Raw genomic sequence first — 12,610 nt, 5'->3', positions numbered from 1 at the left:
GTCTCCGAACGATCAAGCCGGGCACGAGAGGCGCGCCACCCGCCGTGCCCGGCGGGTACCTCGGAGGACCGCGCCTGGGCACGCAAGGTTGCCACGGGCGTGGACAGGTCGCGGGCGCGGCGCGCTCACGGTCATCGCTGCGCCGCACACGACAGCAGTCGCAGGCCCGCGGCCTCGTGCTGGTCTCGACTGACCGGTGCCGGCACCTCCGCTGACACCAGCGGGTCGCTCGGTTGCCAGGTGAGTGGCAGCGCGACGTCCACACCCTCCTTGCACGCCCGCCGGAGCACGTGCGCCAGCATCCGGTCGTACTCTTTGGCGCTGCGAGGTCGCAATGGCGCCTTCAACGGTCGGGTGAAGTCGTCCCAGTGAATGAGCACGACTCTCCGAGCACGAGTCTCGCGGACCACTTCGTTCCAGTAAGCATCGATGAAGGCCTCATCTGCCGAACCGAGCCCCGCGACGCCCAGATAGACGACGTCGGCCGTAGTCCCGGCGAGTGCGCGAGGCTCGTAGCCGGCGCTGGCATGTACCAGGATCGAACCGGTCTCATGGCGCAGCCAGACCGAGAACACCTCGCCCGTCTTCCAGGACCACGGCGCTGCAGGCGCAACGACAGGCTGATCGATCGCGCCCGGGAAGAACTCTGGCCGACCGTGCTTCGAGGCGAGGAAGGAGACCTCGAACCGTCCGAACGCCAGGCACGCATCGCGGCGAACGACGCGCATCCGAGCCGGAGGCAGTCCTGCGCCCCATCCGATGTTCCAGGTCGACCCAGAGCCCACCAGGACGGCTCCTGTCTTCTCTGCGAAGGTCGCGGCATCCATCGCATGGTCGTAATGCGAATGCGTCGTGACCACCGCAGCGGCTCGAGAAGCGCCCAGGGCCTTGATGCTTTCATCGATCAGGGCCACATCAGGGGCAATCCGTGCCAACTGCCATCGGCCGGGACGCGTCACGAACGGGTCGACGAGAATCACCGTGGACTCGTCGCGGATCAAGAGGGATGTGGTTCCGAAGAACCGCACTTCGATGCGGCCTCGGGCCTCGCCGCGCGATTGGCGGGCGCCACAGCGTTCCACCAGATCGACTCCGGGCGCCTGCTCCGCCGCATGCGACACCGTGGCCGTGAGCACCAAGAGACACGCCGACACGAGGGTCTGCGCTGGCGTCGGCCAGCGTCGCCTTGCCGTGCCAGACACGTGTCGCGCTGAAGGCAACGTGCCCCCGCCGTGGGTCTGGTCAAGAACCCATCTGAACTTCATGCACGTCGCCCCCCGCGCATGTGGAGAACGCTCGTCACCAGCAATCCGTACCGTCGTGGCGCGTCACGCGACTGCGGTATCTGCCCGTGGCCCTCCTCGTTCTACGGGGGCACTGGATTGTCGCCTTCGGCCCGGCGCCCAGGGCCATGGCCCAGTCACGAGTAGCCTGGCCCCCCGGCGCCCCGCGGCCGCGCGCCATGCATCGAGCATGCGTCCCTGTCGGGTCGTCCCTGTACGGAGACGTCAGTGTGAGCGTTCCTTCCGTAACGCTCGTTCGCCGCCTTGGTGCCGGTCACCGTCGAACCGTCTTGTACCGCATGCCCGCTGCCTCCCGTCCTTGCGCTCCCGCCGTTCGTCCGCACTCGGCTGCAGCGACGTTCATCGGGCATGGCGGTGTGCTGACGCCACCCGGTCCCACACTGGCGCTGCAACCTCGCCCGCCCCAGTCCTTGACACCTCCTGGAGGATCGCGATGCATACATCGGTGCTGGCATTGAGTCTGCTCATTCTGACCCCCGGCATGCTCATCGCGCAGGGCACGCAGACCAACGTCAACAATGCAAGCCCGGGCAACGACCGTCGACAGGTGGTGCCCTTTCTCGACGCCACCTACGTGGCGATTGCACATGCGCGCGGCGAGATCCCAAGCGACGCTTCCACCGCGACAGCGCCGGCGACGACAACGTTCGAGGCCGACATCGTGCCCAATTTCGTGGTTCGGCAGACCTTCTTCGATGTCATGGGGAACGAAGAGACCAAGACGCGCGTGAGGCGGCGGACTGCCCCTGAAGGGGCGCTGAAATCGGAGTTCCGATTCGCTTACTCGATCGTCGCCGTTCCAATGGTCAAGCTGCGGATGTTCATCGACGAGCAATCTTCGCCGGTGCGGACCCCCTCCTACATGCCCAAGGGTACTGGACAGTTGTTCTGGTTCAAGCTGCAGGAGAAGAAGGTCGACCTGTTTGCCGCGCAGGCGACCGTCGGTCACCACTCCAATGGTCAGGACGGCTGTCTCTTCAAGGACCAGCAGCGCGAGAGCGAGGAGAAGGATGCCGACTGCGTGCCGGCAGTGCCTGCCGATCGGAGCCAGGTTGCGCTCAACCGGCGGGATGGCTCGTTCTCGACGAACTATCTGGTGTTCGGTTGGCGGTATCGCCACATCAGGCTCGACGCCGGTTCGGCCGAGACCGAGCTCACGGACAAGGAACGCGTCCTCCGCGCTGCGCTGGAAGCTGGCGACTGGGCAGCCGTGCTTGTCGCAGCGGACGCGCTGAGGGAGACAGCCGGAAGATTGAGCGAGCCCGCGTTGGCCAAGCACTGGATGACGGCGCTCGACAGCGCGGTGACCTCCAGTGGTTCCGACGACGTCAAGCGAGAGAAGATCATGGACGCCGCGGTCGCGCTCGTCGCCGCCGCGAATCCTGTGCTGCGCACGTCGAGCCGGGACATGACGCTCGGCGCCGATCTCGAGCTCAACCCTGGCGACGGCAAGTTCCTCGGCGGTGCCGGGATCGATCCTGAGTTGAAGTCGCGCTACGGACCGACGCGAGTCACACTGCTGGCCGGCTTCGCGAACCGGCTCCCCAAGCTCTGCGATCGAGCGGAGGTCAAGGGATTCGGCAAGTACATCGGCAACGCGGTCGTCGACATGCCGTCGTGGGCGTGGTCGCTCGAGGGGCAGTGCCTGTTCAAGCAGACCAATTGGGGACTCTTCGCGAGGTACTACTGGGGTCAGGATTACTACAACCTTGGCTTCGAGGAGAGGGTGAGCCGGCTGCAAGTCGGCATGACCTACTCGCAAGAGGGCTTCCTGCGCTTCAGGGCGCGGCCGGTGTCGCCAGAGGAGGCACGACGCGCGGCGATGCGGGCGCAGGAGCAGAAGTGACATGGGCGGGCGGCTTCGTGCTTGCCGGGACTGGCTGCTTGCACTGGTCGTCTGCGGCATCGCCTCCACTGCTCACGCGCAGGTGCTCTTCGACTTCGAGGCAGGGCTGTCCGAGTGGTCAGTGACCGGAGATGCCTTCTCCGGTGAACCTTTCGACGCACGGGATCCGCGATCCACCGACTTCGCGCACATCGAGCTCGGAGGCAGCTACTGGCAGGGACTGCCGTACCCGCTTGGTCAGAGCGGCACCCACCTCGTGCGGTCGTCCGACAGGGGCACAGGCACGCTCGTGTCCAAGGCCTTCGCGGTGTCTCCGGCAGTGCGCTACTTCAGCGTGTTGGTCGGCGGACACCGGCGCAACGACGGCGTGCGCATCGAGCTTCTGGCCGGGACCCGGGTCGTCTGGCAGACCGCCGGCTACGGCCCCGATCAGCTGCACCGGGAGGCCTACGAGTTGCCAGCAGACGTTCGCGGACAGCCGCTGCGGGTACGCATCGTCGACGATTCGCCCGACCGCCATATCCTCGTCGACCGAATCGAATTGCACGAGGTTCAGCCTCCCGCCTCGAGGCTGGTGGCGTGGGGGTTGGCTGACTATCACACCCACCCGATGAACTACATGGCATTCGGAGCCCTCAAAGGCATCCGTACCGTGTGGGGCGTCGCGGGCACGGCGTTCGCCGACTACGAGTTCAACGACAGGCTCGTCGAACGCGACCTGCCGCGGTGTACGAAGGGCCACGGCGGCGGACCCGGCGCGGAGGCGTTCATCAACGCCGCGGAAGGCTCATTCGTGCCCGGACAGTCCTTCATCGAGCAACTGCGAGACCTCTTCCACGGGCTGTTCTTCCCTGGATTCTTCCGCACGCATCCTCGGCGTGGCGGCTCTGACTTCCGTGACTGGCCTGACTTCCGCCACGGCCTCCACCATCAGATGCACGTCACCCAGATTCACCGTGCGTGGAAAGGCGGCCTTCGGCTCATGACCGCGATCGCTGTGCACAACAAGGGAGTCGAGTTCATCATGTCCAGGCTCGTGAACGGACGCGTGGCCCTGAGCTCGGACAGAGACGAGCTGGAAGCCCAGGTGTGCGGCATGAGCCAACTTGCCGAGCTGAACCGCGACTGGATGGAGATCGCCTACAGTCCGGCGCACGCACGCGACATCGTCGCCCACGGCAAGCTGGCGGTCGTGTTGGCGGTCGAAATGGATCAGCTCGGCCAGCTCGGATTCGAGAGCCCGGAAGATGAAGTGCAGTACCTGTGGGAGACCGGCATTCGGCAGGTCACTCCTGTCCATGCGATCGACAACGCTCTCGGCGGTGCCGCCGTCTTCCAGCCCGCGTACAACGCCCTAAACGACCTGTTGAACCGCGGACCAGTGGATGCGCGCAAGGAGGACCTTCCGCCGCCGGTGTTCTTCGACGTCGAGCACGCTGGATGCGGACAGCCTGACGACCCAGGCAGGGGAGAGTGCGTGTCCTACTCGCTCGATCAGGATCAGCCGCGCGCCTACATCATGCGATCCCCTGCCACCGGACTGAAGCTCGCGCCCTTCCTGGCCGATGCCGACCCCAAGGCCGCCGAGTACGGGGTCTTTCGTGGAATGGCGAACCGAAGGGGATTGACCCCTGCGGGTGAACGATACATTCGCGCGCTGATGCGGCGAGGCATGCTCGTCGGTCTCGAGCACATGTCGAACCGCACAGTGGACGACGTCTACCGGCTGGTCGGACGGATGATCGAGGAGTCTGGTCATCCGGAGTGTCGTGAGCTGACTCCTGAGTCCAGCGATGAGTGCTTCGCGCGTGCCTTCCCGCTGGTCGTGTCACACGCACATCTGCGACGGCTCTCACCGATGTCGAACCCGGTCTCCGGATATCTGCCGTCAGAGTACGAGGTCAGCGATCGTCAAGCCCTCATGATCTGGAAGACGGGCGGACTGATCGGGCAGTTCGTCGCCGAGGATCCGGCCGAAGTCGTCGACGGCGTCAACTGGCCATCGTACGCGAACGACTGCGGCGGTTCCTCGAAAAGCTTCGGGTACAGCTTGACCTACGCACAACACCTGCTCGGCCACCGAGGTGTTGGCCTGGCGACAGATTTCACAATCATCCAGGGTACCGCTCCTCGGTTCGGAGATCACGCGTGCTGGGGAGCACGGGGTGCCCTGACAGACGACGGTCGCCCTCCTGTCCCGCGGCAGTACGAGCGCAGGGCGCAAGCGAAGCCCGTCGTATACGCCCGCGACGACGGTCACTCGTCCCCGACCACGTCTCCACTCCGACCGTACCGGCTGGGGCAACGCGTCTACGACTTCAACACCGACGGTCTCGCCAATTACGGCCTGGTGCCCGACCTGCTCCAGGACCTTACGAACCTCGGGTGGCCAGAGAAATCGCGAAGCTCGCTGTTTCGTTCGGTCGAGGACTTCATCACCACGTGGGAGAAGGCCGAACGGCTCTCCACCACGAACGGCGGCGTGCTATTCGTTCCGAAGTTACCGCTGTGCGTAGTGGCCTGTCGGGGACTGTGCCCCAACTCGCCGAATGGAGGCGCGCCCAGCCGTTGACCTGCTCGCGCAGGACGGGGCGCCTACCGCTCGGCGAGGCGTTTCTCGAGGAGGGCCAGAATCATGTTGAAGATGCGCTTGTTCCACACGTCGCCGTGGTTCCTGACGATCCGCCGGCCGGTGTTGAAGATCCAGAACCGCCGCTGAGAATTGTTGGTATGTGCGCGGACGTGATACAGCGCGGTCGGCCCGTTCTGCTGGAGGTCATCTTCGGGGCCTTCGAAACAGAAGGAGTCGGCCGTCAACGTCGGGCACGTCCTCACCTTTTTCGGGTCGTGGTGCGTGTGCGCCCACGGCGTATTTGCCGCCGACAGCAGGTGCAGACGGTCGGCCTTGAACGCTGGACCGACGAGGTTGGCGACCGGCATGAGGAAGCTGGTGGCGAAGTCCGTACGGGAGGACGTCGCCAGATACATGGGCGCGGCGGCACAGCCCGGGGTACTCGGTTGGCTGCTGCAGGTCCGTGCCCAGTCGTCCAGCGCCTTGTACGTCATCCGGTGCGACGTGGCGGCATTGACGTACGCGAAGAGGTCCACCGGTGGCAAGACGGGGTCAGTCGTCGCCGGCGTTGGCGCCGCCGCGGCTGCGAGACACTCGGGGTTCGGCAGACCCGTCATTCGTTCGCGGAATCGCTCCATGAACCCGCAGTGACGCCTGTCGTGATCCACGGCTTCGGCAGCGTATTCCAGGACCCGAGCGCCGAATGAGTGACCTACCATCACCAGGACGTAGTCGTCTCGGTGCTCGGCCACCTTCTTCACGATCCGATCGAGGGCCGTGAACATGCCCTGACGGCCCACCGTCCTGGCTTTGTTGCGCCGCGGCCAGTAGCTGATCAAGTGCTTCATGGGCTCGACGGTGCTGCTGAGACCACGCCAGGCGAGATAGATGCCGACAACAGGGCGTGAGCCGCTGCCGCCTGCGCTCGCCGCGAGCCTCGCGACGCCGCAGGTGCGGAACTTCGCGACATCGCCGCGAAGCCTGACGCAGTCGGTTTCGCCGTCGACGTTCTTCAACTCGTCTGCGTTGTTCTGCCAGCCATGGATATAGACGAACACGATGGGCTTCAGTAGCCCCCCGTTTCTGGCCTTCGCGATCTGGTCCAGCGCCTCTGTCAATTGACGCTCGTCCCAGAACGTGCCGTCGTCCTTGACTTCCACGAAATTGATCGTGTACCCGTGGCCCTCCTCGAACGACCGCAGCTTCCTCGTGCTTCCCGGACACTGTGGCTCGACCTCCGGGCATCGGTACTGTTGGTCAGGGACGATGAACTGCGCGGAGACAGCGACGGGGCACGCGATCACGGCAGCGACCACCATGCAGCCAAGGGTTCGGGGTGTCAGGACACTCACAGCGCTCTCCACGTGCCGTCGTAGGCAATCTCACACCGGCGTCCGCCGAGCCTGGCCACCTGCATCACCGTCGGTCCCGTCCTGGCGCCGAGACGAACCTTCAGGTATGCGACGGCGTCGGCAAACGCCTGCTCATGGAAGTCGCCGGCGAGCGACGAATGATGATCGCCCGACAGCTGGACGGTGGCGACTCTGGCCCCGAACGTGTCGTTGAGCGCCTGAATGCGCTCGACGGGGCAGAGCTCATCGCCCGCATAGTGCATCACCATGAACGGAACCGACGACTCGCAGGCCTCTGTCAGATCGGCGGCCCCGAGCCCGAGATTCGTCACCTGCTGCCCAGACGGCTTGCGCTGCGAAAAGTCGAACGGGAGTGTCGGCTGGCACAGGACTGCGGCGGTGACCTGGTTCGGGAGGAGGGCGAGCGGCAGCATGCCAGTCAGGCACATGCCGACGACACCAATCGGCCTTCCCTCGTGTCTTGCGATCTCGTCACAGAGAGGCTCCAGCATGTCGAGAACGGCGCTCCTGGCTGACAACTCCGAGCAGGCGAACAGCGGCGTGCTGCCGAGGCACGCCTGCTTCAGCCCGCGGAGCACATTGTCCTGACCGAACTGGCCGAACAATGTCGGCACGTAGACGTGGAATTGTTCTTTGGAGAGACATCTCGCCAGAGCTAGGTCGTCATCGGTCAGACCAGGAAGCTCGTGAAGCACGACCACGGGCGGACCGCCTTGTGGCCCGATCTGCCTGACGTCCTTGACGGACGTGACCCAGTCGATCTTCGCAAAGTCGGAGCGCCCTCCTGGACACCGCTTGCTCGCCCCGTGCTCCTTGCAACCGGCAAGCAGCGCGCCAGCCACTGCACAGCACCCGCCGATGAAGTGACGACGGTCGATCATGACTGCCATGATTGACACCTCCTGTCAGGCAACCCCGGCCTGATGTTGACGTCCCCCCGGTTTGAGTAGCACTGGGATTTAGAGCCTTTGGCAGTCACTCTCCATCTTTGGATGGCAACACGCCAGTCGGTCCGCGCCCGCGGTGCGACGAGGCGGCGGCTCGTTCGGGTCAGAACTCTGCGAACGTGGCGCGAGCGGGGAAGTCGTGCCGGAGCAACACCTGAAGCACGCCGGTGCCCTTGGTGGCGCGGAACGCGGTCCACGTCACGCGAGGGACGCCGGCGGTGTCGTACGTGACGTCGCACACACCGAACTGCCGCCGGCCCGCGATGCCGGGACCGCGTTGTGCGTTGACCGTGCCATGCTTCTACGGGCCGCCCTTCTCGGACTCCGGGCTCTCGAGCGCGGCTGCCTGGAGCACCGGGAAGCCCCCGCGGTTGCCTGCCGCGTAGCCGCTGTTCGAGCCATCGTCGATTGCCACCATGTGCGCATCCGCGCTGATCATGCACACGTTCCGGATGTCGTTGTCTTTCAGGTGATTCGCGATCTCGGCACGCTCGTCGGCATAGCCGGCCCAGTAGTCCTCTCCGGCCTCTGCCTTGCCGATCCACGGCACCGAACTGGACCAGACGATCAGGTCGAGGTCCTTGCCGCGCAACAACTGGTCCTTCAACCAGACCTTCTGGTTGACACCGAGCATCGTCTTGCCCGACGTGCCGGACCCCTTGCGCGAAGATCGCGAGAATCGCGAGTCGGTGAGGAGGAAGAGTACACGGCCGATCTGGAACGACTGGTGGATGCCCTCGGTCGATGACGCCAAGGGATAGTGCGGCACGTAGATGTCATACGCGTCCCGGGCAAACCGTCGCGCGACCTGATGGCCATCGACGCCACCCTCCGAGTTGTTCCCCAGGAAGTCGTGATCGTCCCACGTGTACGCGAGTGGCACGTGCCGGAACAGATCGCCGACGCCTTCTCGGCGCAGCGTGTCGTCGTAGGCCTCGAGGCGAGGCACCATCCACTCATCGTCGATGTCCTTGTAGTGGAAGTCGCCAAGATGCACGAAGAACAGGACATCCGGGAACGCGGCGATGGCGTCGTACGCTTCCCGGCGGTCCTTCCCGAACCATCCAGGCCGTGCGCATCCACCACAAGCGAACCTGAAGGACGAGGCCGTCCCGGTGGCCGGAGCGGTGCGGAAGCGGCCCGGCAGCGCGTGTCCGACGGCGCCGTCGAGCTCGAGCTGATAGAAGTAGCGCGTGGCAGGACGCAGGCCGTCGCAGTGGAAGGTCGCGATCTTGTGGCGATAGTCGCGATCCGGATCGAGCCACAGGCTAGTGGCGTCGTAGTGATGAGGATTCGTGGCGAGGCCTTCACTCTCGGCCACAATGACCCGCGCGGTCGTGACCGATCGCAGCACGCTCGCGCGGATCGTTACCGACGTGTCGGTCAGCGCGCCTGCCCATGGACCTGCCCGTGTTCGGAACTGTGTCGCCATGACCGCGTCTCCGGGAATCCGTCCGTTGGTCGAAGAAGGGTCCGTGCTGCGGCACCGTTCTCGCGTGGGGCCCGGGCCTGCATCCGGTCGACACGAGTCCCCCGTGCCCATCGCGACAAGGTAAAGAACGCCGTCGTGTGGTCTACCGGACAGGCGCCGCGCGCCGTACAGTCAGCAGGGGTCGGGCGTTAAGGGGTGTGAGACCGGAGTGCCGCTGGCGGGCGGCGCTCGACCCACATCTCGCAGGAGGCACACTACATGGTTTGGCCGCCGGACACACACGTCGATCTCGAGCGCTTTTACGGACGACACAAGCTGCGGCCCGACGGTCGACCGACCGCTGCCTGGGAGCAGGAGCACCTGACACGCATCGTCACGCCGTATCCGCTGACGCTGGCGTGGGACCTCTCGGCGCAGGTCACAAGGCTCACGTGCCACAGGCTTGTGGCAGAGAGCCTACAGCGCGTGTTCGTCGGCATACTGGCGCACTACGGCGACGTCCAGGCGGTGCGACGGGCGCGCATGCACCTATTCGGCGGCTGCTACAACTACCGCCGCATCAGCGGGAGCGGGCGACTGAGCACGCACGCCTGGGGCGCCGGTATCGATCTCGATCCGGACAGGAACCCCCTCGGCGTCCCGCATTCCGACCAGCTTGGGATGCTGCCCCTTCGCGTGGTGGAGCTCTTCGAGGCTGAAGGCTGGAAGTGGGGTGGACGCTTCGCGTCGCGGCCCGACTGCATGCATTTCCAGGCGACCACGTAGCGGAGAAGGAGGAGGCGCTTGTCCACTCAGGCACGGCCTCCTCGTTCCTCGAGCACGTTCCCCACCCTGCCAGGGCCTTGTCACCTCGTCGAGGCGTGCGGGGATTTCGATGCTTTCAGGATCCCCTTCGATGCCGAAAGATTGACGCCGTATGTGATCTTCACCGCAACGGAACCGCCGGACCAAGCCCTCGAGATCTCGAAGCCGATGGTCGGTGCCGAATGCCCGGGCAGCAGTTCAAGTTCCGGCGAGAACTCCGCGCGCGCTGACCAGCGCCTGCGTGAATCACCGCCATCATCTGGGGCGATGCCGGACACGCCGGTGTCGAAGCGCACCGGGACGAACTCGAACAACAGGACGTTCTCGATGTTGGTCGGCGGCTCGACCTGGTTCTCGGGGCTGACGACCTTGGTCGTGTCCAACTCGTGCGCCTGCTTGACCGCGAGGCGCAGGCCGAGGTCGGCCTTGCACGCGACGCGATTCCTTGGGACGACCTGCAGCACGCGGCCGACGGCTTCCTTGTAGGACTCGTCGGCGTCCAGCACGGTGCTGAAACTGCCCCGGCCCAGGGCCCCGAGTTCTACGAACCGTCCCACACCGTCGGCATTGAGTGTGGCGTTGTAGTTGAACTCGCCTCGCAGCACCAGATTGCGACGCGCGACCTGCTGCTCGGTGGTACCCGCGTCCGGTTCTTCCGCCGAACCGCCGGTCGCGGATGCGCCGACGTCGGTGACGGTCGCGGCGACGGCCTCCGACTGGACCCCTGTCTCGACCAGGAAGTTGGCGCCGCGAGACATCACGCTCGGTCGAAGCCTCACGTCCTCGGTGCGGAGAAGCCCGCCGTCCACTCTGGTCACCGCGGTGTCTGCCAGTCGCCTCCTGGGCCGCATGGTCTGCCAGTTGACCGAGAGCAGAAAGTCCTGCGATGTGCCCCCGATGATGTCGGGGATCCGTACCAGAGCCTCCGGGTCCGGCGAGTCGCTGGTGATCGTCGTCGCGTTGGTCTTGAACTCCCAACGCAAGCCGCGTTCTCGTACCTCGATCTCGACGATGGCGTCCTTTGCGTCCTTTCCGCCGTTGAACCTGGCGGTGTACGCGAATGTCTCGACGCCGGCGAACCCTTCCTTGGGCTGGTAGGTGCACGTGATTGCGCTCGTCCCGTCGGGGTGCGACACGGCATTCGCTTCGCCGGGAACGGGTGTCCCGGGACACACGATGACGCCGCCGCCGTCCGGTTGCGTCCAGCTGAACACGCGCTCGGCCTTGGGTGTGGTCGTCGGCTCGATGCTCAGGACGATCGAGGTCACGACCTTCCAGTCTGCGGTCGGCCGATGCAGAGACAGAACCCTCCCTGTGGGCGGCCGCAGCACAGGAATGGCGTCAGTCGTCGGCACGACCTGGCCGGCGGACACCTGTGCAGGCAACATGACGACGCAGAGACAAAGGATGCGTGCCGCCACGTGGATCTTCGACGTCTGATGAACCATGGTGCGACTCTCCCGGTTGAGAACGAGTCCCGCCGTCATGAGACTGACGGCGACCCGGAGTCTCCGGAGGAAAGGGAAGAGCACTGTCGGCCACGTGGGCGGCGCCAACAGCTCGTTCTGGGTGAGGGCCGGTAGGACTGATGGCTTCAAACGACCTGGCCGTGAAGCGGATGCCGTGGCCCTCATCAGCACGCCCCATAGAACGTCGGTCGACGCTGGCTTGTACAGCCCTCGTCGACCGGACCAGCGTCACGTCCATGCTCGTCCGGTCTGCTATGAGAACAGCTGGACTTTTCCGGCCGTACACGAGCGTTCCGCCACGTGCGCGATGGTCCAGTGTTTTAAGGGTTCAACACACATCGGCACCAGATAGAGCCTCCGCTCGCCTGCCCGCGGAGGAACTGCGCCCACACACGCATCGGGCGCTCCATGGCGCGCATGAAGGAGTCGCGGCTCATCACAACAGGCGGAGTTTCTCGGCCAGGAGGCACAGGATTGGTTGCTTTACTCCTGCGCCAAGCGCAACCGTGTTTCAAACCGCGGTAATGCAAGAAGTCGAGGCATTTGGAGGATGTCAGCCACGCGTGCTCGGCGTGCTCTCTGTGGCCGACACGAACCGCTGCATCAGTCACTTGGGTGGCGTACACGCAGATTGGTCCATCTCTGCGAATCGCCGGTGTCAGTGACGTGAGCGTGCTCGGTACCCAGGACCGACCTCGGGGCACTGAGCGGTTCAGCCTTTGACGCGAGCGGTCATGCCGCGTGCTCCTCACCCAAGCTGCTCGACTGGTCGGGGTCGAACACGCCCGCCCTTGTGGAACGTCTCTGCGTGGCGGGTAGAACCCTTGGCGCTTGCGATGGCCTTGCCGCGGCTCGAGTCACGG

At 65.2% G+C, this 12,610-nt stretch carries 9 protein-coding genes; 3 read left to right on the top strand and 6 right to left on the bottom strand.

The features are described 5' to 3' along the window. Window positions 1-131: 131 nt before the first annotated feature. Complete coding sequence (locus TBR22_RS02875) at window positions 132-1,136, bottom strand: MBL fold metallo-hydrolase (protein WP_239493473.1); 1,005 nt, start codon at window positions 1,134-1,136, stop codon at window positions 132-134. A 601-nt stretch (window positions 1,137-1,737) separates the two neighbouring features. Here TBR22_RS02875 and TBR22_RS02870 point away from each other — a divergent pair. Further along, window positions 1,738-3,150: a hypothetical protein gene (locus TBR22_RS02870; RefSeq protein WP_239491446.1), complete on the top strand. Its 1,413-nt coding sequence runs from the start codon at window positions 1,738-1,740 to the stop codon at window positions 3,148-3,150. 1 nt (window position 3,151) lies between these two features. Beyond that, window positions 3,152-5,722 (top strand): membrane dipeptidase, encoded by a 2,571-nt coding sequence (locus TBR22_RS02865; RefSeq protein ID WP_239491445.1) that lies wholly within the window; start codon window positions 3,152-3,154, stop codon window positions 5,720-5,722. A 23-nt stretch (window positions 5,723-5,745) separates the two neighbouring features. Here TBR22_RS02865 and TBR22_RS02860 read toward each other — a convergent pair whose 3' ends face one another. The 4 genes from TBR22_RS02860 to TBR22_RS02845 all read right to left on the bottom strand — a co-directional run bounded on the left by TBR22_RS02860 (window position 5,746) and on the right by TBR22_RS02845 (window position 9,396). Beyond that, complete coding sequence (locus TBR22_RS02860; protein WP_239491444.1) at window positions 5,746-7,041, bottom strand: hypothetical protein; 1,296 nt, start codon at window positions 7,039-7,041, stop codon at window positions 5,746-5,748. A 29-nt stretch (window positions 7,042-7,070) separates the two neighbouring features. Further along, the gene (locus tag TBR22_RS02855) at window positions 7,071-7,985 is read right to left on the bottom strand and encodes an alpha/beta hydrolase (RefSeq protein WP_239491443.1); all 915 of its coding nucleotides are present in this window, start codon (window positions 7,983-7,985) and stop codon (window positions 7,071-7,073) included. 160 nt (window positions 7,986-8,145) lie between these two features. Continuing rightward, a complete protein-coding gene (locus TBR22_RS02850) occupies window positions 8,146-8,283 on the bottom strand; it encodes a hypothetical protein (protein WP_239491442.1) in 138 nt (45 codons plus the stop codon). Between the two features lie 60 nt (window positions 8,284-8,343). After that, window positions 8,344-9,396: an alkaline phosphatase gene (locus TBR22_RS02845; RefSeq protein WP_239491441.1), complete on the bottom strand. Its 1,053-nt coding sequence runs from the start codon at window positions 9,394-9,396 to the stop codon at window positions 8,344-8,346. Between the two features lie 336 nt (window positions 9,397-9,732). On the opposite strand from TBR22_RS02845, the gene TBR22_RS02840 reads away from it, so the two are divergent. Further along, entirely contained in the window at window positions 9,733-10,239 is a 507-nt protein-coding gene (locus TBR22_RS02840) for a M15 family metallopeptidase (RefSeq protein WP_239491440.1), read from the top strand. A gap of 80 nt (window positions 10,240-10,319) precedes the next feature. Here the strand turns inward: TBR22_RS02840 and TBR22_RS02835 are convergent, their stop codons facing one another. After that, entirely contained in the window at window positions 10,320-11,726 is a 1,407-nt protein-coding gene (locus TBR22_RS02835) for a hypothetical protein (RefSeq protein ID WP_239491439.1), read from the bottom strand. Window positions 11,727-12,610: the final 884 nt, after the last annotated feature.

Origin of the sequence: Luteitalea sp. TBR-22 (genome assembly GCF_016865485.1) — a bacterium.
In the GTDB taxonomy this organism is placed as follows: domain Bacteria; phylum Acidobacteriota; class Vicinamibacteria; order Vicinamibacterales; family Vicinamibacteraceae; genus Luteitalea.
This window is presented reverse-complemented; position numbering and strand designations above follow the sequence as displayed.

What these genes read in the sequence shown, in the direction of transcription:
- TBR22_RS02840 (WP_239491440.1), top strand. Translation starts at nt 9,733, where the DNA reads ATGGTTTGGCCGCCGGACACACACGTCGATCTCGAGCGCTTTTACGGA.
- TBR22_RS02865 (WP_239491445.1), top strand. Translation starts at nt 3,152, where the DNA reads ATGGGCGGGCGGCTTCGTGCTTGCCGGGACTGGCTGCTTGCACTGGTC.
- TBR22_RS02835 (WP_239491439.1), bottom strand. Translation starts at nt 11,726, where the DNA reads ATGGTTCATCAGACGTCGAAGATCCACGTGGCGGCACGCATCCTTTGT.
- TBR22_RS02855 (WP_239491443.1), bottom strand. Translation starts at nt 7,985, where the DNA reads ATGGCAGTCATGATCGACCGTCGTCACTTCATCGGCGGGTGCTGTGCA.
- TBR22_RS02870 (WP_239491446.1), top strand. Translation starts at nt 1,738, where the DNA reads ATGCATACATCGGTGCTGGCATTGAGTCTGCTCATTCTGACCCCCGGC.
- TBR22_RS02860 (WP_239491444.1), bottom strand. Translation starts at nt 7,041, where the DNA reads ATGGTGGTCGCTGCCGTGATCGCGTGCCCCGTCGCTGTCTCCGCGCAG.